Annotated in this window: 14 protein-coding genes; 10 read left to right on the plus strand and 4 right to left on the minus strand. The window is 67.1% G+C overall.

Going from position 1 to position 20,233, the window contains the following annotated elements; genetic code table 11:
• Positions 1-40: 40 nt before the first annotated feature.
• Positions 41-745: a TetR family transcriptional regulator gene (locus K3A84_RS00385; protein ID WP_225007083.1), complete on the plus strand. Its 705-nt coding sequence runs from the start codon at positions 41-43 to the stop codon at positions 743-745.
• An 81-nt stretch (positions 746-826) separates the two neighbouring features.
• On the opposite strand, the gene K3A84_RS00390 is transcribed toward K3A84_RS00385, so the two are convergent.
• Both K3A84_RS00390 and K3A84_RS20485 read right to left on the minus strand, forming a co-directional pair.
• Positions 827-3,274: a TonB-dependent receptor gene (locus K3A84_RS00390; protein WP_225007084.1), complete on the minus strand. Its 2,448-nt coding sequence runs from the start codon at positions 3,272-3,274 to the stop codon at positions 827-829.
• Positions 3,275-3,361: 87 nt separating this feature from the next.
• Positions 3,362-4,981: a GMC family oxidoreductase gene (locus K3A84_RS20485; RefSeq protein WP_225007085.1), complete on the minus strand. Its 1,620-nt coding sequence runs from the start codon at positions 4,979-4,981 to the stop codon at positions 3,362-3,364.
• A 190-nt stretch (positions 4,982-5,171) separates the two neighbouring features.
• Here K3A84_RS20485 and K3A84_RS00400 point away from each other — a divergent pair, with 190 nt between their 5' ends.
• The 4 genes from K3A84_RS00400 to K3A84_RS00415 are packed head-to-tail and all read left to right on the plus strand — an operon-like array spanning position 5,172 to position 9,499.
• Positions 5,172-6,671, plus strand: a complete 1,500-nt coding sequence (locus tag K3A84_RS00400; RefSeq protein ID WP_225007086.1) for a class I adenylate-forming enzyme family protein — start codon at positions 5,172-5,174, stop codon at positions 6,669-6,671.
• Positions 6,672-6,696: 25 nt separating this feature from the next.
• Complete coding sequence (locus K3A84_RS00405) at positions 6,697-7,920, plus strand: cytochrome P450 (RefSeq protein WP_225007087.1); 1,224 nt, start codon at positions 6,697-6,699, stop codon at positions 7,918-7,920.
• Positions 7,917-8,333 (plus strand): Zn-ribbon domain-containing OB-fold protein, encoded by a 417-nt coding sequence (locus K3A84_RS00410; protein ID WP_225007088.1) that lies wholly within the window; start codon positions 7,917-7,919, stop codon positions 8,331-8,333. The genes K3A84_RS00405 and K3A84_RS00410 overlap by 4 nt, the downstream gene beginning before the upstream one ends.
• Positions 8,330-9,499: a thiolase C-terminal domain-containing protein gene (locus K3A84_RS00415; protein WP_225007089.1), complete on the plus strand. Its 1,170-nt coding sequence runs from the start codon at positions 8,330-8,332 to the stop codon at positions 9,497-9,499. The genes K3A84_RS00410 and K3A84_RS00415 overlap by 4 nt, the downstream gene beginning before the upstream one ends.
• 76 nt (positions 9,500-9,575) lie before the next feature.
• On the opposite strand, the gene K3A84_RS00420 is transcribed toward K3A84_RS00415, so the two are convergent.
• The gene (locus tag K3A84_RS00420; RefSeq protein WP_225007090.1) at positions 9,576-11,069 is read right to left on the minus strand and encodes an aldehyde dehydrogenase; all 1,494 of its coding nucleotides are present in this window, start codon (positions 11,067-11,069) and stop codon (positions 9,576-9,578) included.
• A 168-nt stretch (positions 11,070-11,237) separates the two neighbouring features.
• Between K3A84_RS00420 and K3A84_RS00425 the strand changes: the two genes are divergently transcribed.
• The 4 genes from K3A84_RS00425 (at position 11,238) to K3A84_RS00440 (ending at position 17,064) form a co-directional block, all read left to right on the plus strand.
• Complete coding sequence (locus tag K3A84_RS00425; protein ID WP_225007091.1) at positions 11,238-12,425, plus strand: aromatic ring-hydroxylating oxygenase subunit alpha; 1,188 nt, start codon at positions 11,238-11,240, stop codon at positions 12,423-12,425.
• Between the two features lie 79 nt (positions 12,426-12,504).
• Positions 12,505-14,781: a CaiB/BaiF CoA-transferase family protein gene (locus K3A84_RS00430; protein ID WP_225007092.1), complete on the plus strand. Its 2,277-nt coding sequence runs from the start codon at positions 12,505-12,507 to the stop codon at positions 14,779-14,781.
• 47 nt (positions 14,782-14,828) lie between these two features.
• A complete protein-coding gene (locus tag K3A84_RS00435; protein WP_225007093.1) occupies positions 14,829-15,725 on the plus strand; it encodes a LysR family transcriptional regulator in 897 nt (298 codons plus the stop codon).
• Positions 15,726-15,819: 94 nt separating this feature from the next.
• Entirely contained in the window at positions 15,820-17,064 is a 1,245-nt protein-coding gene (locus K3A84_RS00440) for an acyl-CoA dehydrogenase family protein (RefSeq protein WP_225007094.1), read from the plus strand.
• Positions 17,065-17,109: 45 nt separating this feature from the next.
• On the opposite strand, the gene K3A84_RS00445 is transcribed toward K3A84_RS00440, so the two are convergent.
• A complete protein-coding gene (locus K3A84_RS00445; RefSeq protein ID WP_225007095.1) occupies positions 17,110-18,573 on the minus strand; it encodes a cobyric acid synthase in 1,464 nt (487 codons plus the stop codon).
• A 157-nt stretch (positions 18,574-18,730) separates the two neighbouring features.
• On the opposite strand from K3A84_RS00445, the gene K3A84_RS00450 reads away from it, so the two are divergent.
• Positions 18,731-20,221, plus strand: a complete 1,491-nt coding sequence (locus K3A84_RS00450; protein WP_225007096.1) for a methyl-accepting chemotaxis protein — start codon at positions 18,731-18,733, stop codon at positions 20,219-20,221.
• Positions 20,222-20,233: the final 12 nt, after the last annotated feature.

Below are 20,233 nucleotides of genomic sequence, written 5' to 3' on the forward strand. Positions count from 1 at the left end.
CTGTGTAGACCGGCTGCATCCAACCAGCAGCAGGCGTTTCATGGAAGAAAAAGTCGCCCGAAAGACCACTGTCGCGCGCAAGCCCAAGGCGGCGGCGGGGGCAGCAGCCCCGACGCAACGCGTGCCGCGGGCAGGGCGCCCGGCTTCGCCGCTGATCACGCGGGAGGCGGCGGCCGACGCGGCGCTCGCGATCATCGATCGCAGTGGCCTCGAGGGCCTGAGCCTGCAGGCCGTGGCGCAGCAGATGGGCGTGCGCGCGCCCTCGCTCTACCACCATTTCCGCGACAAGGAGGCGCTGCTCGTCAAGGTCGCGCGGCTGCTGCTGCACAAGATCAACGTCGAACAGGACACGTGGTCGGACGACTGGGAGACGCGCACCATCGAACTCGCCCTTGCCACCTATCGCGTCACCATGCGCCACCCCAACGCCGCACCGCTGGCGCTGCGCTTTTTCCCGCGACAGGTGGTGCTGCCCGCTTACGAACGCACCTTGGCGACCTGTCCCTATCCGCCGGAAAACCATGTCGTCGTGCTCGAAGCGATCGAGCGTTTCACGTTCGGCTTCACCCTCTTCGCCGCCGCCGCTGCGAGCCACCACACCCCGCCCACGCCCGAACCGGATCGCGAGCAGTTCCCCTTCCTTGCCGCAGCACTCGACGCCGCGCCCAAGGACGAGGAGGAAGTCTTCGTCGAAGCCCTGCGCGTCATCCTCGACGGGTTGCGCGCGCGCTATCATCCGTCCTGAACGGCTGAGGGTTTCGCGCACAAAAAGGGGGCGGCCACCTTGCGGCGCCGCCCCCCAGTTTTTCCCTGGGAGAGGAAAGGGTCAGAACTTGAAGCCGACCTCCACGAAGATTTCGCGGGGGTTATCGACGAAGGCGGACATGTCGGCCACCGTGCCGCTCGCGGTACCCGTGCCGGTGCCGCCCGCGAACGGGATGTCGTTCGCCGCCGTCACCACCAGCTTGTTGGTCAGGTTGCGGCCGATTACCGAGACCGTCCACAGGCCGTCCTTGCCCGTCAGGCTGGCCGAGGCGTCGACCTTGGCATAGCCCTTCTGCACGGCATCGGGGCGCAGCGCGTCGGTGAAGTTGTACTTCGAGGTATAGCCGACATCGCCGTTCAGGCGCAGCGACATGTCACCGCCCACCGGAGTCTCATACGTAAACCCGGCGCGGCCCGCGAAGTGCGGCGCCTTGGGCGGGGTGCGGCCCGAATAGTCCTGTCCGTTGAACACCCCGCCTGCGGGCAACTGGTTGCACCCTTCGGCCACGGTCTGGCCCGGATAGCACTGGCCGATGAAGTTCTGGTACTCGGCGTCGTTCAGCGCGGCCGAACCACGCAGCGAGAAGCCGTCCAGTCCCGGCACCCGAAGGTTGAAGTCCGCTTCGATGCCCTGCGTGCGCAGCTTGCCCGCGTTGCCCGCCGTCAGCGATACCGTTACCGGGTCGAAGAACTGCACCTGAAGATCCGAATAGACATAGCGATAGGCCGTCAGGTTGAAGCTGAGGTGCCGGTCCAGCAGCAGCGCGCGCAGGCCCACTTCGCCGCCTTCCGCCGTCTCCGACTTGTAGCGACCGGCTGCAACCGAGGCCGCCGCGGTCAGCGCCTGCGAGATGTTGAATCCGCCTGCCTTGAACCCCTGCTTGTACGCGGCATAGAGCGTGAGGTCGCTCGAAGGCTTGTAACGCAGCGTGACCTGCGGCGACAGATTGCCCTCGTCGTATTTGTCGTTGAGATCCTTCTTCGGCAGGAATGCGCCCGCGAACGCGATGTGGCCGGGCAGCGCGCGCTGGTAGCTGTCGCGCGATTCCCGGCTGTAACGTGCGCCGCCCGACAGTTCGAGCTGCTGCGTCAGGTTCAGCGTCCCTTCGGCGAAGAACGACAGCGAGTCCGTGGTGAACCCGTCGTCGCGCTTGAAGGTGACATACGTGTTGTTGACCGGATCGAGCGGCACCGGGAAGATGTAGGCATCAGTGTTGAATACGAACTTGCCGTGGGCATAGAAGGCGCCGAACAGGATGTTGAACGGTCCGTCGAACTTCGACTGGAAGCGCATTTCCTCCGACACCTGCTTGAAGTCCGCATATTGCGAGAAACTGGCCGGGTAGGATTCGCCACTGACGTTGTTCAGGTCGGTCTGCTTGAAGTGGTAGTAGCCGGTGATCGAGGTGACATCGAACGGATCGCTCTCGATGGTGCCGGTCAGCACCACGTATTGCGATTTGAAGTCGGCATAGAGCTTGCCATCGCGGGCATAGCGCATGCCGGTGGTGGCGACCTGGATGGGCAGGGCGGAGCTGTCCGCGCGACCGTCGATCTTGCAGTCGGTATTGGGGCTGGTCGGGATGCCGTTGGCCGGCAGGGGCGTGGTGCGCCCGCCACCGCACAGGCGCTCCAGCGTGTCGGTCGGTCCGCCATCGACCACGCTGGTCAGGCCCGCCTTCAACTCCAGCTTGAAGCTGTCGGTCACCTGCGCATCGATCGTGCCGCGCAGGCCATAGCTTTCCCCCCCGCCGCGACGGTCCGCGTTGCGCGTACGGAACTGGTCCGGAATGTAGTTGGTGTAGCTGTCCGCCGCCGTGTTGGTGAACGCGCCGTCGCTCTTGGAATAGCGCCCGGCGATGCGCGCGCGGATCGTGTCACTGACCGGGCCGGAAACGAAGCCCTCGACATAGCGTTCGCGCGCCTTGAAGCCGTAGCCGCCCTTGATCCCGGCTTCGAAGGTATCGGTCGGGCCATTGCTGGTGACCGAGATCAACCCGCCGGTGGTGTTCTTGCCGAAGAACAGCGCCTGGGGGCCCTTCAGCACTTCGACGCCCTTGATGTCGAACTGCGGCAGCGCGATTTCGCGCCCACGGCTCATGGCAAGGCCGTCGATCACGAACGAGACCGACTGGTCGAAGCCGGCGCTGAGCGCGGTCGAGCCGACGCCGCGCAGGAAGATCGAGGCCGACGAACCCGACGCCGCCTTGCCCGCGATCAGCGAAGGCACCATCGTCGCGATGTCCGACACGCGCGTCGCCTGGTACTGGCTCAGCGTCTGGCCGGTCACGGCGGTGATCGCGACGGGCGCGTCGATCAGGCGTTCGGTGCGGCGGCGCGCGCTGACGATGATTTCCTCGGCATTGCCGGCCTGTGCGGCATCAGCCGCCGCAGGTGCAGTCGCGGGCGCTTCTTCTGCCGCAAAGGCAGGCGCCGCGCCAAGCAGCGCCAGCGATGTGGCCAGCGCCGATCCCAGCGGCAGCGCGCGCATGATATTGGAACGGGTCATAGGTATTCCTCCCCTTTTTAATCTAATGAACGTAGGATAAAAATCAGGACGCACGAACCCCGGCACCGGCAGAGGCCGTGCGGAATTTCAGGCGGCTTGGGCGAGCGTCTCCCGGTCGGCGAGAATGAGGTCCGCCGCGCGCCACGCCATGGCCATCGTCGGCCCTTGCGTGTTGCCGGCGGGGATCGCGGGCATGATCGAGGTATCGACCACGCGCAGCCCCTCCACCCCGCGCACGCTCGTCCGCGGATCGACCACAGATTCCGCGTCCTTGCCCATCCGGCACGATCCCACCGCATGATATCCGCAGGTGCCGAAGCGGTCGTACGCGGCCAGGATTTCGGCGTCGCTGGCAAAGTCCGGCCCCGGCATCGTCTCGGCCTCGATCAGCGCGGCCAACGGGCGCTGGCCTGCCCATGCGCGCACCACGCGCACCGCGCCGACCATCGCCGCGCGGTCTTCCGGCGTGGCACGATAGTTGGGCTGGAAGCTCGCCGCCGCATCGGGATCGCGCGTGGCGATGTGGATGGACCCGCGCGAAGTCGGGCGTAGCGGATAGACCACCACGTGCATGCCCGGATGCCGCTCCACGTCCTGCCGGTTCTTGGCGAAATCGAACGAGAACGGCGCGATCAGCATCTGTGCGTCGGGGCGGTTGAGGCCGGGCCGCGTGCGGAACCAGGCCCCCAGCTCGTAGGCCGCCGCCGCCATCGGGCCGTCCTTGGCGAGATAGTAACGGAGCACCGAGCGTAGCAGCCGCCAGCCCTTGAACTCCTTGTTCTGTGACATGTCGCGCTTCAATTTCCACTGCACGATCAGCCCGCGATGCTCGATCAGGTTTTCACCGACCTCGGCGCTGGCATGGACCACCGGGATCCCCAGCGCTTCCAGTCGTGCCGGATCGCCTATCCCTGAGCGCTCGAGGATCGCCGGGCTGGCCATGGCCCCGCCGCATACGATCACTTCGCCATGGCAGCCGATCACCTCGCGCACGCCCCGGCGCAGCACTTCCACGCCGGTCGCACGCTTGCCGGCAAACACCACGCGATCGACCGTGCACTCGGTCAGCACGGTCAGGTTGGAGCGGGCTTCCGCCGGCCGCAGGAACGCGGTTGCGGCGCTCTGGCGCTTGCCCTTGTGGATCGTGCGCGGGGTATAGCCCACCGCCTCGCCGTTGTCGGGTGCGTTGACGTCGGCCTTGCGCGGCCAGCCCATCGCTTCGCCCGCCGCGATCTGTGCATCGGACAGTGCATCCTTCAGTGTCGGCATCGACACCTTGAGCGGGCCCGCCGCCCCGCGCGTCTCGTCCGCGCCCAGTTCGTGGCTTTCCAGCGCGGCATAGGCCGGGCCGATATGCTTCCACGCCCAGTCGTCGCTCGTCACTTCGGCAATCGCGTCAAAGTCCGCCGGTTGCCCGCGCACGTACATCATGCCGTTGACCGAGCTGGACCCGCCCAGCACGCGCCCGCGCACCCACGTTTCCGAAGCGCCGCCGGTCGAAGCTTCAGGTGTGCTGGCGTGGGCCCACAGGTGCTTGGGGTCTGCCATCACCTTGGCCAGCCCCTTGGGCATGGCGATGAAGGGGTGGGTATCGCGCGGTCCGGCTTCGATCAGGCACACGCGAATCGCCGGGTCGGCAGACAGCCGATGGGCCAGCACGCACCCGGCTGCGCCAGCCCCTGCAATGATGTAGTCAAACCCTTCCACGCGATCTCATCCCCACACGTCGCGCCGTTGCACGATCTATCTAATGCTCATAGATTGACAGGTCCGAATGCATTGCGCAAGCCGGTTTAAGCGTCCGGTTAGAAAATCTATTGCTATTAGGTATCGGCCGCGTTAGCGTCGCTCCAACACAGACAGGGGCCGGCATCGATCGGCGCGGGAAGGGGAGACAATGGCGCAGACAGTGTCCAATGCGATTGCCTGGTGGGCGCGCATGAGAGGCGAACAGCCCGCCGTGATTTTGGGCGGAGACGCGCTGACCTATCGCGATTTGCGCGACTGGTCCGAGCGCGTCGCGGCCATGCTGATCGACGCGGGGCTGCAACCGGGCGAGCGCGTCGCCATCTGCGCGACCAACAGCCTCGCGTATGTCGCGCTGATCTTCGGCACGATACGCGCAGGCGGCATCGTCAGCCCGATCAACTTCCGCTACAAGCCGCGCGAGATCGCCGAGCTTGCCGAAACCACCGAGCCGACGCTTGTTTTCGCCGCGCCCGATCAGACGCACGCCGTGCGCGAAGCAGGCCTCGATCCGCGCCCGATGGATGATGTGCTGGCCCTGCGCCTCGGCGATCGCGCCGGCGTCGCGCACGATCCCGAACCCGATGCCGCCGTGGTCATCATCGCCACATCGGGTTCGACCGCCAAGCCCAAGGGCGTCGTCTACACCAACCGCACGATGACCGCCTATGCCGCCAACTGGTCGGTCGAGGAAACCTCCGCCGCTGCGGGCGCGCGCGTCATCACGCTCGCCCCGCTCAACACCTCCGCGGGCTTCGTCCAGCTGGTCCACTACACCACGCTTGGCTGCACGCTCTACATGGAGCCGCAGTTCGACCCGGCGCGCGCGCTGCACCTGATCCAGCACGAACGCATCACCTGCTTCGGCGCGGTCCCGGCCTTCTTCGAATTCATCGCCGCGCTGCCCGAATTTGCCGACGCGGACCTCTCCTCGCTGCGCCTCGCCACCGCAGGCGGCGCGCGCGTCAGCCGGCAATTGCTCGAGACCTACCGCGCCAAGGGCGTCGTCATCCGCCAGATCTACGGCCAGACCGAAGTCGGCGGCAACGCCACGATCATGCCCGAACACCTCGCGCTCGCGGCCCCCGAAAAGTGCGGCTGGGGCGGGGCCTTCATCGACATCCGCGTCGTCCGCCCCGATGGCACCGATTGCGATCCGGGCGAACAGGGCGAGATCGTGATGCGCTCGCCCGGCATGATGATCGGCTACTGGCGCAACCCGCAGGAAACCGCGAAGGTCCTCCGCGACGGCTGGCTCTGGTCCGGCGACATCGGCGTGCTCGACGAACACGGGCTGCTGACGTTCGTCGATCGCCTCAAGGACCTGATCATCTCGGGCGGCCTCAACATCTCCGCCGCCGAAGTCGAGCGCGTGGTGTGCGAATTTCCCGGCGTGACCGAGGCGCTGGCCATCGCCGCGCCCGATCCGAAGTTCGGGGAAACCCCGCTCGTCGTCTATCACGGCCCTGCCGCAGTCGATGTGCCCGCGCTGATCGCCCACTGCGACGCCAATCTCTCGAACTACAAGGTGCCGCGCTACGTCGCCTTCTCGGCCGAGCCGCTGCCGCGCCTCGCCACCGGCAAGCTGTCCAAGCCCGCCGTGCGGGAAGCTTACGCAGGCGCGCACGAACGCCTTCCCAAAGTCCGCTGACATTTCTCCGACAGGGAGTGAACCCATGACCGAAACCCTTGCCATCGCGCGGGCGATCCCGCCGCACGTGCCCGCCCACCTCGTGTTCGATTTCGACATCTATGCCGACGAACGCATCGGCAGCGACGTCCACGGCACCTATGTCGCCGCCATCGCCGATGCGCCCGACATCTTCTGGACCCCGCTCAATGGCGGACACTGGATGGTCCGCCGCATGGATGCGATCGCCGCCGTCGCCACCGATCCCGAACACTTCTCGGTGCGCGAAATGCAGATCCCGCGCGTGCCCAACCCGCCGTTCTTCATCCCGCTCAGCCTCGATCCGCCGGAAAACCTGCCCTACCGCCGCGCCATGGCGCCGCTGTTCGGTCCGGTCGCGGTCAAGGCGATGGAGCCGGGCCTGCGCGAATGGGCGGGCAAGATCATCGACGCCGCGCTGGCCAAGGACAGCGTCGATTTCATGGCCGACGTCGCCAAGGTCTTCCCGGTCAGCGTGTTCATGGAACTGATGGGCATGGACCTGTCGCGCCTCGGCGAATTCCGCGACATCGCCGAACGCTTCTTCGAGAACCAGAACGATGCCGCGCAGATCGAAGCGCTCAGCGGCCAGATCCTCGGCATTCTCAAGGGGCTGGTGGACGACAAGCGCGCCAACCCCGACGGCAAGCTGATGAGCCACTTCATCGAAGCCGACATGGGCGACGGCCGCCGCATGAGCGAGGAGGAAATCCTCGCCATGAGCTTCGTGCTGTTCCTCGGCGGCATGGACACCGTCACCAACGTCACCGGCTTCGCCTTCCAGCAACTCGCGCAAATGCCCGATCTTCAGGCGCGCATCGCCGCCGATCCCGAGGGCCTGTCTACGGCCTTCGCCGATGAAGCCGTGCGCCTGTTCGGCGTGGTCAACACGCCGCGCCTCGTGGTCAAGGACATCGACCTGCTGGGCGTGCCGTTCCGCGAAGGCGACATGGTGCTGAACCTCTTGCCCTGCGGCAGCCGCGACGATCGCAAGTTCGACCAACCGAACGTGCTCGATATCGACCGCAAGAAGACCACGCACATCACCTTTTCGACCGGCCCGCACTTGTGCATCGGCCACGTCCTCGGCCGCGCCGAAATCCGCGTTCTGACCGAGGAATGGTTCAAGCGCGTCAAATCCTTCCGCCTCGCCACCGACGATCCGCGCCCGTTCCGCACCGGCACGGTCATGGCCCTCGAAGCCCTGCCGATTGTCTGGGACGTGAAATGAACCATCGCCTCGACGGGGCCGACGCCCCCTACTGGCAGGGCCTTGAACAGGGCCGCCTGCTCCTGCCGCGCTGCGCGCATTGCGCGTGCTGGCTCTGGCCCGCCGGGCACCGCTGCGCCAGTTGCGGCGGCATCGGCATGGTCTGGGAAGAACGGCCGCTGCGCGCCACGCTCTATTCGTGGACGCGCACCTGGCACCGCTTCGGCTTCACCGAAAGCCTCGATCTGCCCTACGTCAGCGTGGTGGCCGAAGTCGAAGATTGCGGCGTCCGCCTGATGGGCCGCATGGACGATGTGCGAAACGGGGCTGGGCCCGACAACCCCCGCATCGGGGAAGCCCTCGTCGGCCGCATCGGCGAAACCGTGGTCGGCGACGACCGCATTCCCACGATCATCTGGAGCCGCGCGGCATGACGCATCCCCTCTACGGCACCACCGCCATCGCGGGCGTCGGTCTGCGCCAGTTCAAGCGCGGCACCGCGCCGCTGCCCGAACGCAGCCTGCTGGTCGAAGCGATCCTTGATGCCTGCGCCGAAGCCGGGCTGGACCCGGCCGAAGTCGACGGCTTCGTCTCCTATGGCGACGACAAGAACGAACCCGTCCGCCTGATGGGTGATCTCGGCACGCGCCGCCTGTCCTACTCCGCCGCGGTCTGGGGCGGCGGCGGGGGCGGCATCGCCGGGGCTTTCGGCGTCGCGGCGGGCGCGATCCTTTCGGGGCAGGCGAGCGCGGTGATCGTGTTCCGCGCTCTGGCCGAAGGCGCAAGCGGGCGCATGTCCGCCGCCGTCATGGCGCACCACCTCAACGACCACCTGCTCGCCGCAGGCCTCGTCGCGCCCGCGCAGATGTGCGCCATCCGCGCCCAGCGCCTGTTCGAACACCACGGCGTAGATCCCCGCATCGTCGAGGATCTCGTCCGCGCCTCCTACCACCACGGACGCGCCAACCCGGAGGCGGTCGCCTACGGCGAGGACTTCGACATCGAGACGCTGCGCACCAGCCGCTGGATCGCCGAACCCTTCCGCCTCTACGATTGCAGTCGCGAAAACGACGGGGCAGGGGCGCTGCTCCTCGTCAGCGCCGAACGCACCCGCGATCTGGCGAAACCGCCGGTCTACCTGCTCGGCTGCGCGCAAGGCACCGAGGCGGGTTGGGGCGACCTGATGGAGAACGACGCCGACGCGCTCTACGCCACCGGCGGCTTCCGCCCCGTCGCGCGCGATCTCTACGCCCAGACCGGCCTTACGCCGTCCGACATCGACTGCGTCCAGCTCTACGAGAACTTCGACGCGCAAGGCGTGATGTCGCTGATCGACCACGGCTTTTGCACGGTCGAGAACGCCGCCGAGGTGATCCGCTTCGACAACCTCATCGCGCAAGGCGGCAAGCTGCCCGTGAACACCGCTGGCGGCAATCTGGCGCAGGGTTTCATCCACGGCATCGGCCTGCCCATCGAAGCGGTCCGCCAACTGCGCGGGGAGAGTTCCAACCCGGTTTCGGGCGCTCGCACCTGCCTGCTCGCGGGCGGTCCGGGGGCGCCCACCGTCAGTTCCGCGATCTTCGCCAGTCAGGTGCTTTGAAGTGCCGTTCCGGGGGGCCTTGGTGCCCCCCGGAACATTCTAGGTGTCGTTCAGGTGCGTTTAGGTGTCGTTCGGGTCACCCCTGCAAAACGCGGGGAACCTGTGGCAGGAACACCGTCTTGGTCTCGCAGAAGGCCTCCAGTCCCTCGACCCCACCTTCGCGACCGATCCCCGATTTCTTGAACCCTCCGAAGGGGTTAGTCAGGTCGAACTCGCGCCCGTTCTGCGTGAACGTGCCCGTGCGGATACGGCGCGCCACGGCATAGGCGCGGTCGGTGTCGGGCGTGAACACCCCGCCCGACAATCCGAAGTCGCTGGCATTGGCGAAGGCGATCGCCTCCTCCTCGCTGTCATAGGGGATCACCGCCGTGACCGGACCGAAGATTTCCTCCTGCGCGATGGCCATGTCATTGGTCGCATTGGCAAAAACGGTCGGCTCGATGAAATAGCCGCGCTCCAGCGCCGCGGGACGCACGCCGCCTGTTGCCAGCCGCGCCCCTTCAGCAAGGCCTTGTTCCACATAGGAAAAGACCTTGTCCCGATGTCGCGCCATGGCCAGCGGCCCCATCATCGTCCCCGCCGCTTCGGGATCGCCCACCACGACCGCCTTCATCGCGGCGGCTAGGCTCTCGACATAGGCGTCATGCTTGGAACGCGGCACCAGCACGCGGCTGAAATTGATGCAGACCTGCCCGCACAGCAGCGTGATCAACGGCGCCAGCGCCGGGCCGAGCGCGGCGGGATCGAAATCGTCGAGCACGATCGCCGCCGATTTTCCGCCCAATTCCATGGTATAGCGCGCCATCCTTCCAGCGCAGACCTGCGCGATGTGCAGACCCACGGCGGTCGATCCGGTGAAGGCCACCTTGTCCACGCCGGGGTGCCGCACCAGCAGGTCCGATGCCTCGCGGTCGGCGGGCAGCAGGTTGACGACGCCGGGGGGCAGGTCGGCTTCCTCCGCCGCTTCGGCCAGCAGGAAGGCTTCGAGCGGCGTTTCGGGCGAGGGCTTGAGGATCACCGTGCAGCCTGCCGCAAGGGCAGGGGCCAGCTTGACCAGCAGCGAGGCGAGGGGGCCATTCCACGGCGCGATCGCCGCGACCACGCCCGCCGCTTCCTTCACCACCACGGCGGTCTTGCACACCATGCCCTGCGCCGGGCCGACGCGCTCGAAGGGATAGGTTTCGGCCATGGCTGCATACATGTCGAGCAGCCCCGCCGCGCCCGCGCTCGCGCCAGTGGCCATCCACGCCGGCACGCCCACCTGTCCCAGCCAGCAGGCATCCGCCGCCGCGCCACGCCGGGCGAGCGCGGCGGACAGGCGGCGCATGGCAGCGGCCCGCTCGGCAGGCGCCATGCGCGGCCAGGGGCCGTGGTCGAAGGCGTCGCGCGCGGCGGCGACGGCCTTGTCCACTTCGGCAGGGCCAGCGGCGGCGACATCCTGCAAGGGCTGTTCGGTCGCCGGGTTGACCGGGCGCAGCCGCGCGGTTCCGGCAACGTCGATCCAGCGCCCGCCGATGAACAGGCGGTCGGGCTGCGAAACGCGCGCCTGCGCAGCGGAAATCGTGGTCATGCATCTCTCCCCAAGGTCGCGCGAGGCGCGCCGATGCTTAATCTAACACCATAAGATAAGTGACCCGGCAAGTGATTTTGCGGCGCGCCCCGTGCATATATCTATTGTCGATAGATTTAAGCGATGATACCCCAATGGGCGAATCAGAAATGAAAGAGGATGATCCCGATGAACGCTCCCGCTGCGCTTGAGGCCGGTCCCGCGATGCCGCTGGTCCAGACCTTCGACATGCTGAGCGAGAGCCAGCGCGCCGCGATGAAGCGCATCGTCGCGCACGATGCCGCGCCCGCGCCACAGATCGAGTTCACGACGCCCGCATCGATGTTCACTTGTCCCGAACGCTTTGCGCTTGAGCAGCAGCACCTGTTCCGCGCGCGCGCCGTGCCGCTGGCGGTGTCCGCACTGGTGGCCGAACCCGGCACCGCGATGGGCCACGATGCGCTGGGCATCCCGCTGATCATTTCGCGCGACAAGCAGGGCGAAATCCACGTCTTCCTCAACGCCTGCCAGCACAAGGGCGCCAAGCTGCTGGAAAGCTGCGATCCGGTGAAGTCGGCGCGGATGACCTGCCCGTACCACGCCTGGACCTTCGGCCTCGATGGCAAGCTGATCGCGGTGGCGCGGCCCGAAACTTTCGCCAATCTCGACAAGTCCAGCCGCAACCTTGCCGAACTGCCTGCGCGCGAACATGGCGGGATCATCTGGGTGATGCTCGACCGCACGGCAGAGCCCGACTTCTCGCCGCTGGTGCCTGACCTCGCCTCGGATCTGGAAGCGCTCGATCTGCCGCGCCTCCATGTCTACGGGCGCAAGCGGTTCGAGATCGCCGCGAACTGGAAGCTGGTGCTCGAACCCTTCCTTGAAGGCTATCACGTCCAGCGCCTGCACGCGCAGACGGTCGGCCCGATGTTCGCCGACGTGCCCAACGTGGTCGACCTGCTCGGCCCCACGATCCGCCAGATTTCGGGCAAGGCCAACTTCGCCCCCGCTGACCTCGATATCGAGGGCGAGAACATCCACAAGACCGTCACCACGGTCTACAACATGTTCCCCAACTGCGTGGTCATCACCAGCCCGTGGTACGTTTCGGTAATGCTGCTGCACCCGCGCGCGGCGGACCACACCACGGTCGAATACCACATGCTGACCCGCGCCAAGCCCGACAATCCCAAGGCCGAGGAGCTTTACGCCAAGTCCTATGCGATGATCCTCAACGTCTTCGGCAACGAGGACTTCCGCGCGGCGGAGATCAGCCACGCCGGGCTTTCCACCGGCGCGCTGGATACGTGCGTCTATTCGGGTCTCGAAGCCTCGATCGCCACCTATTACGGGGTTCTCGACAGCTACCTTCCGTGACGATGCAATTGCTCTGGATTCCGCGCAAGCAGCGTGGGAAGGGGTAATTTAATCGAACGATTAGGAAGCGCTGATTCACATGAGCACGATTGCGGTTGACCGTCCGCTGGCGGGGATTCGGATTGTCGATGCGGTAGGTGGGCCGCTGGCCGCGATCACCCGCCACCTTGCCGATCTGGGCGCGCGGGTCGACCGCTTCGGCAGCAGTGAAGCCGCGTCGCCGTGGCAGGCGGGCAAGGTGCTGCACGATGCGCCGGTGACGTCGGACGAAGGCATGGCCGCCGCGCGCGCCGCGCATATCGTCTTGGTCGATGCCGCGCTCTGGCCCGCGCTGGCCCCGCTGCGTGGCCACCGGCCCGATCTCGTGACCATGGCGGTCAGTCCCTTCGGCACCGGCACCTGCCTGTCGGACTGGCACGCGACCGGGCCGGTGATCCATGCGCTGACGGCGATGCTGTCGCGCTCGGGCATCGGGCTCAACCAGCCGTTGCTGCCGCCGGGCGATCTGGCGCAGCTCTGCGCGGCGGCGCAGGCCGGGTTCGCGCTCGTCAGCGCGCTCTATCGCGCGCTCGGCAGCGGACGGGGCGCGCACTTCGATTTCTCGGCGCTCGAAGGCGCGGTGCAGGCGCTCGATCCGGGCTTCGGCATCAATGGCAGCGCCACGCTGGGCAAGCCGGTGGGCCTGCTCGATCGTGCGCGTCCGCCCAAGGGCACGCTCTACCCGATCTTCCCCTGCGCCGATGGCTACGTGCGCATCTGCCTGCTGGCCAAGCGGCAGTGGCGGGGCATGTTCACCTGGATGGGCGAGCCCGAACAGTTTGCCTCGCCCGAGTTCGACCAGCTCGCGCACCGCTATGCCTCGCCCGATCTGGTGCCCTACATGGCCGCGTTCTTTGTCACGCGCACCCGCGCCGAATGCGAGCGCGACGGGCAGGTGCATGGCGTGCCGATCGCGGGCTTGCGCGACATGGCCGAATTCATCGCCTCCGACCATGCCGTGGCGCGCGGGGCCGTGACGACGCTCGCCGACGGGCGCGTACTGCCCAATGGCATGACCACCGTGGACGGCGCGCGCATGGGGCCGCTGGCCGCTCCGGTGGAGGCCGATTTCGGAACGGCGCGAGAGACGACGCCGTACGGTCTGCCCTTCGCGGGTCTGAAGGTGCTGGACTTCGGCGTGATCGTGGTCGGCGCGGAGCAGAGCCGCTTGCTGGGCGATTACGGCGCCGACGTGCTCAAGATCGAAAGCCAGGCCTTTCCCGACGGCAGCCGCCAGTCCTACCTGCGGCACGGCATGTCGGTCAGCTTCGGCGCGGGTCATCGCAACAAGCGCAGCATCGGACTCGATCTGCGGTCGGAGACAGGCCGCGCGCTGTTCCTCGATCTGGTGCGGCAGGCGGATGTGATCTGCTCCAACTTCAAGCCGGGCACGCTGGAAAAGCTGGGCTTGGGGCGCGACGTGCTGCGCGCCGCCAACCCGCGCATCGTGCTGTCCGAAAGCTCGGCCTTTGGGGACAGCGGGCCGTGGAGCGGACGCATGGGCTATGGCCCGCTGGTGCGCGCGGCCACCGGCCTGACGCTGGCTTGGCGTTATGACAACGATCCGACAAGCTTCAGCGATGCGATCACCGTCTATCCCGACCACGTCGCCGGGCGGATCTGCGCGATCGGCGTGGTCGCGCTGCTGATCCGCCGCCTGCGCACGGGCGCGGGTGGGCTGTCGTGCGTTTCGCAGGCCGAGGTCATGCTCTCGCACTTCGCCGACTATGTGGAGCAGGGCGCGATCACGCCCGCGCGGGAGGCGCCGTGGGGCGTGTTCCCGGCCAAGGGCGAGGACGAATGGGTGGCGGTGACGGTGCGCTCGACCGCCGACTGGCTGGCGCTGGCGGGCGTGATCGGCTTTCCGGGCGCAGCCGCGCTCGACAGCGCCGACAAGCGTTTCGCCGCGCGCGATGCTATCGGTGCGGCGCTGACCGCATGGCTGGCGAGCCGCACTCCGGTGGAGGCCGCGCAGGCGCTTCAGGCCCTCGGCGTGCCCGCTGCGCCGATGCTGCGCCTTGCCGAACTGCCCGAACATCCCTGGTATCGCGAACGCGGCTTCTTCCGCGTGGAGGATCATCCGTGGATGCTCGAAAAGGTGATGGGCGAGGGCTTCGTTGCCCATGGCGCGGATATTCCGCCGCCGCCTGCTGTGCCCGCGCCGCTGGCGGGCGAACAGACGCTGGAAGCGCTGGGCGACTGGCTGGGGCTGGACGCCGCGACACTGGCAGGGCTGACCGAAGGCGGCGTGCTGGAGCCGACCGCCGAGGCGGTGCTGGTCGAAGCCCGCAAGCACCTGGCGAGCGCGCCCGCGTAAGCCGGGGGCGGTTGCCCGATCGCGTGCGCCGCGCCACAGTGCGCGCGATGGTCAATCTCTCCCGCTTCGATCTCAACCTGCTGCGCGTGTTCGATGCCGTGTTCGAATGGAACGGCGTGTCGACCGCCGCCCGCCACCTCAACCTGTCGCAGCCCGCCGTCAGCCATGCGCTGGCCAAGTTGCGCGCCGAATTGTCTGATCCGCTGTTCGTGCGGCAGGGCAACCGGCTGGTGCCCACGCCCGTTGCCAACACCATCGCCGTGCCGGTGCGCGAGGCGCTGCGCCGGATCGAGACCGCGCTTGCCAGCACCACCACCTTCGCACCCGAGCATTCGACGCGCGAATTTCGCATCGGCATTCGCGCCACGGGCGAAACGCCGCGCTTTTCGTCGCTGTTCACGCGCGTGCGGGACAAGGCGCCCAATGTGCGGCTGGCCAGTATCAGCTTCCGTCGGCGCGACGTGTACCGCCTGCTGGCGAGCGGCGAATGCGACGTGATCATCGACATCGACCTGCCGCACGACGATCGGCTGTGCCGCGAGCGGCTGACCTCCGAGCCGATGGCCGTGGTCGCGCGCTTCGATCATCCCGCTGTCCGGGGCGGACTGTCGCTGGAAACCTACCTTGCCGCTGACCACGTGGTCGCCTCGCCACGTCCGCGCGGGGCGGGGCTGGAGGATACCGTGCTGGGGCAGGCGGGGCTGCAGCGCCGCATCGTCGCGCGCTGCCAGCACGCTTTTACCGCCTGCCAGATCGTGGCGGGCACCGATCTGTTCTGCACGCTGCCGCGCCGCCATGCCGAAAGCATCGCGCAGGCCTGGCCGCTTGCGATGTTCGACCTGCCGATCACGGTCCCGGCCAATCCGGTCACGGTCTACTGGCACCGCGACAGCAGCACCGATCCCGGCAACGTCTGGCTGCGTGCGCAGATCGCGCGGGGGTGATATTCTCCATGGGAATACCGCATATGCAGTGACTTCATTTCTGCGAATGCAGCAGAAGGCGTACGCTCCTCACCACATAGATGGGAGAGTGGACATGTCCTCAATCGATCTCGAAGCCGAAATGAACGACCTGCGCATGTCGGAAAAGGCGCGCCCTCTGTTCGATGCGGTCAAGCAGCACATTGCCGAAAACGTCGATCCGATCACCGAGGAATTCTTCCGTCTGGGCGAAGGCCGTGCCGACCGCTGGAGCTGGGCGCCCGGTCAGCTCGAATTGCTCGATGGCGCCAAGGCCAAGGCCAAGGCCGCGGGCCTGTGGAACTTCTTCCTGCCGCATGGCGATACCGGCACAGCGCTGAGCAACCTCGACTATGCCTACATCGCGGCGGAACTCGGCAAGTCGCCGCTCGCTTCGGAATCGCTGAACTGCTCGGCGCCCGATACGGGCAACATGGAAGTGCTGCAGATGGTCGGCACGCCCGAGCAGCAGGAAAAGTGGCTCAAGCCGCTGCTCAACGGTGACATCCGCTCGGCCTACGTCATGACCGAACCCGACGTTGCCTCGTCGGATGCCAGCAACATCGCCACCACCGGCGTGCTTGATGGCGATGAATGGGTGATCAACGGCGAAAAGTACTTTGCCAGCGGCGCGGGCGACCCGCGTTGCAAGATCATGATCGTGATGGTCAACACCAATCCCGGCGGCCCGCGCAAGGCCCAGCATTCGCAGATCCTCGTGCCCAAGGACACGCCCGGCGTCGAAATCCTCGGCGCGATGCACGTATTCGGCAAGGATCACGCGCCGCAGGGTCACATGCACCTGCGCTTCACCAACGTCCGCGTGCCCAAGGACAACATGCTGCTGGGCGAGGGCCGTGGCTTCGAGATCTCGCAGCTGCGCCTCGGGCCGGGCCGCATCCACCACTGCATGCGCACCATCGGCAAGTGCGAGCGTGCGCTCGACCTGATGGTCAAGCGCGGCAATTCGCGCACCGCTTTCGGCAAGCCGCTGTCGATGCTGGGCAAGAACATCGAAGTGATCTCGCGCGCAAGGATCGAGATCGAGGCGATGCGCCTGATCGTGCTAAAGGCGGCCAAGGCGATGGACGTGCTCGGCAACCGCGAGGCGCGCGTGTGGGTGTCGATGGCCAAGGCCATGGTGCCCGAACGTGCCTGCAAGATCATCGACGATGCCATGCAGATCCATGGCGCGACGGGTATCTCGCAGTGGACGCCGCTGGCCGAGCTCTATGCCGACATCCGCCACCTGCGCTTTGCCGATGGCCCGGATGAAGTCCACCACATGGTCGTCGGCCGCGCCGAACTCGGCCGTCACTGAGGGGAAGGGCGTGCTGCGGCACGCCCTCCTGCGCCTGCCGTCGCGCTAGATCCGCGTGGCGCCCTGCGCGCAGGCCAGCAGCGCGTCGACGTCGAGATGCGTTTCGAGGCCTTCGGCAATGGCATCGAGCGCGGCGTCGACGCTGGCTGCATGGTCCGCCCCATCGGAATCCACGCCCAGCGCGGCCAGCAGCGCCCCGCGCAACGCCGTCCCGCCCAGCGCCCCGTGGACATAGCTGCCCATGACCTGGCCATTCGCGCTGCACGCGCCATCGGTGCGCCCGTCGTCGATCATCGCGAAGGGGCGGCTGCAATCGGGACCGGCGGTTTCGCCCATGTGCATCTCGTAGCCTTCGAACGGTTGACCCAGCGCCTGGCCGCGAACGCGGCGCAGCGCCTTGTCCTGCGTCAGCACGGTTTCCACGTCGAGCAGGCCCAGCCCGTCGATCGCCCGGTCCGGCCCTTCGATGCCATGGGGGTCCAGGATGCGGCGGCCCAGCATCTGGTAGCCCCCGCAGATGCCCAGGATGCGGCCACCCCGGCGATGGTGCGCCAGAATGTCGATATCCCACCCCTGCTGCCGCATCGCCGCCATGTCGGCGATCGTGGCCTTCGATCCGGGCAGGACGACCAGCGCGCAATCGGCGGGGATCGGCTGCCCCGGCGGAACCATCACCAGCTGGACCGCGCTTTCGGCCTTGAGCGGGTCCAGATCGTCGAAGTTGGCGATGCGCGGCAGAATCGGGCAGGCGATGCGGATCGTGCCTGCCGCGTGCCGCGCATGGCGTTCCAGTACCACCGCATCCTCGCTCGGCAGGCGCGCGCTCGCGGCGAGCCAGGGCACGACGCCAAAGCCGCGCCACCCGGCCAGCGCCTCGATCTGGCGATAGCCGTCCTCGAACAGCGCGGAATCGCCGCGAAACTTGTTGATGATGAAGCCCTGGATCATGACGGCGTCGGTCGGATCGAGCACCGCGCGGGTGCCGACGATCGCCGCGATCACCCCGCCACGGTCGATATCGCCGACCAGCACGACCGGCACGTTGGCGGCGCGGGCGAAGCCCATGTTGGCGATGTCGCCCGCGCGCAGGTTGATCTCGGCGGGCGAACCTGCGCCTTCGACCACGACGATATCGCACTGCGCGCGCAGCCGTGCCCAGCTTTCCAGCACTTCGGGCAGGAGCGTGCCGCGCTTTGCGCGAAAGTTGCCGCCGCCCAGCGTTCCGCGCACGCGCCCATGCACGATCAGTTGCGAGGTGTGGTCGGCCTGCGGCTTGAGCAGCACCGGGTTCATGTCGGTGTGCGGCTCTGCCCGGCACGCCAGCGCCTGCAAGGCCTGCGCCCGCCCGATCTCTCCGCCATCGACCGTGACGGCGGCATTGTTCGACATGTTCTGCGGCTTGAACGGCAGCACGCGCAAGCCGCGATTGGCGAAGGCGCGGCACAGCCCGGCGACCAGCACCGACTTGCCGACATCCGACCCCGTGCCCTGCAACATCAGCGCGCCCATCGTCATCCTCCCTCGCACCGCGCGCTTCTATGCGAAAGCAGGGCTGAGGCAAGGTCCGCACCGATGCGCGCGCCATAGTGGTTTGTGGCAATGGCGCAGCCAAAGATGGTTAAATTTCCTGTGCGAAACGTGGTGGGCCGATTGGAGAATCCTGCCCGTGAGAAACGCCCGGAACGACAGCGCCGCCCCGCTCGATGTCATCCATCCGCTCGATGACGGCAATTACCGCCACTACGGGCGGATCAAGTCGATGGTGGGCCGCTATGCGCAAGGCGCGCTGGACAAGCTCTACGATGCGATCGCGCGCAATGCGGCCACCGCGAAGATCCTGCCCGAAGCCGAGCAGCGCCAGCGCGCGTCCACCGCGCAATACGCGCATTGGCAGGCGCTCTTTTCCGGGCCCTTCGACGCGGAAAACCGTGCCCGCTCGCAACGCATCGGCCAGATCCACGCCGACGTGGGGCTGAGCCCCGGCTACTACATCAGCTCCTACGCCTTCGTGATCGAGGAGATCATCACCCGCGCGCTGTCGCGCACCGTGGTCACGCCGCTCAACGGCAGGGCCACCGGCAAGATGATCGGCACTTTCGTCAAGGCCGCGCTGCACGACATGGCGACCGCGCTGGGCGCCTATTTCGATGCCGAGACGAGGGGGCGCGAACGGGTCATTTCGGAAATGAGCCGGGCGCTGGGCGAAGTTTCCAAGGGCGACCTGCGCGCGCAGCTCGACGAGTTGCCGCCCAGCTATCAGGAACTGGCGAAGCACTTCCATGCGATGCGCTACAATATCAGTTCACTGGTCACCCAGATGACGGATTCGGCCGCCAGCGTGCGGATCGGTGCGGAAGAGATCAGCTCGGCCGCCAACGACCTCGCCAGCCGCACCGAAGTCCAGGCCGCCACGACCACGCGCATTGCGCAGGTGATGCGCGACGCCACGCATTCCATCGGGCGCACGGCGGCACTGGCACAGGAAGTCGATGCCAGCATGGCCGATCTTTCGCGCCACGCCGAACATGGCGGCAAGGTGATGAGCCAGGCCGTCACCGCGATGGACAAGATTCAGGATTCCTCGGCGGAGATCGCCAAGATCATCGAGGTGATCGACGCGATCGCCTTCCAGACCAACCTGCTGGCGCTGAACGCCGGGGTGGAGGCCGCGCGTGCCGGGGATGCGGGCAAGGGCTTCGCCGTGGTCGCCTCGGAAGTGCGCGCGCTGGCGCAGCGCACCAGCGAATCCGCCAGCATGATCAAGCAACTGGTCGTGACGTCGACCGGCGACGTGCAGGTCGGCGTCGATCTCGTCGGGCAGACGCGCCAGTCGCTGGGCACGATCATCTCGGGCCTCGAAGGCGCATCGACCAAGGCGGCGGAAATCTCCACCTTCGCGCGCGATCAGGCCTCGAGCATCCAGATCCTCAACGGCGATCTCGAAAAGATCGATCTCAATTCGCAGCACAATGCCGCGATGGTGGAGCAGTCCAACGCCGCCGCGCGCAGTCTGTCGCAGGAAGCGCAGACGATGGCGTCGATCATCGGCACGTTCAAGTTCGAACGCCGTTCGTCCTTGCGCCCCCCCGGCGAGGCGAAAGGCCATGGAGCAGCCACTTCCGACAGCGCGGCGGCGAAGCGGCGGGCAGCCGCCTGATGCGCCGGTGCG

Source organism: Novosphingobium percolationis (assembly GCF_020179425.1).
Taxonomy (GTDB): domain Bacteria; phylum Pseudomonadota; class Alphaproteobacteria; order Sphingomonadales; family Sphingomonadaceae; genus Novosphingobium; species Novosphingobium percolationis.

Bases quoted from the DNA above. Each gene is read 5' to 3' on its own strand.
- K3A84_RS00445 (WP_225007095.1), bottom strand. From the start codon at position 18,573: ATGGGCGCGCTGATGTTGCAGGGCACGGGGTCGGATGTCGGCAAGTCG.
- K3A84_RS00440 (WP_225007094.1), top strand. From the start codon at position 15,820: ATGTCCTCAATCGATCTCGAAGCCGAAATGAACGACCTGCGCATGTCG.
- K3A84_RS00435 (WP_225007093.1), top strand. From the start codon at position 14,829: ATGGTCAATCTCTCCCGCTTCGATCTCAACCTGCTGCGCGTGTTCGAT.
- K3A84_RS00385 (WP_225007083.1), top strand. From the start codon at position 41: ATGGAAGAAAAAGTCGCCCGAAAGACCACTGTCGCGCGCAAGCCCAAG.
- K3A84_RS00390 (WP_225007084.1), bottom strand. From the start codon at position 3,274: ATGACCCGTTCCAATATCATGCGCGCGCTGCCGCTGGGATCGGCGCTG.
- K3A84_RS00410 (WP_225007088.1), top strand. From the start codon at position 7,917: ATGAACCATCGCCTCGACGGGGCCGACGCCCCCTACTGGCAGGGCCTT.
- K3A84_RS00405 (WP_225007087.1), top strand. From the start codon at position 6,697: ATGACCGAAACCCTTGCCATCGCGCGGGCGATCCCGCCGCACGTGCCC.
- K3A84_RS00420 (WP_225007090.1), bottom strand. From the start codon at position 11,069: ATGACCACGATTTCCGCTGCGCAGGCGCGCGTTTCGCAGCCCGACCGC.
- K3A84_RS00425 (WP_225007091.1), top strand. From the start codon at position 11,238: ATGAACGCTCCCGCTGCGCTTGAGGCCGGTCCCGCGATGCCGCTGGTC.
- K3A84_RS00430 (WP_225007092.1), top strand. From the start codon at position 12,505: ATGAGCACGATTGCGGTTGACCGTCCGCTGGCGGGGATTCGGATTGTC.
- K3A84_RS00415 (WP_225007089.1), top strand. From the start codon at position 8,330: ATGACGCATCCCCTCTACGGCACCACCGCCATCGCGGGCGTCGGTCTG.
- K3A84_RS00400 (WP_225007086.1), top strand. From the start codon at position 5,172: ATGGCGCAGACAGTGTCCAATGCGATTGCCTGGTGGGCGCGCATGAGA.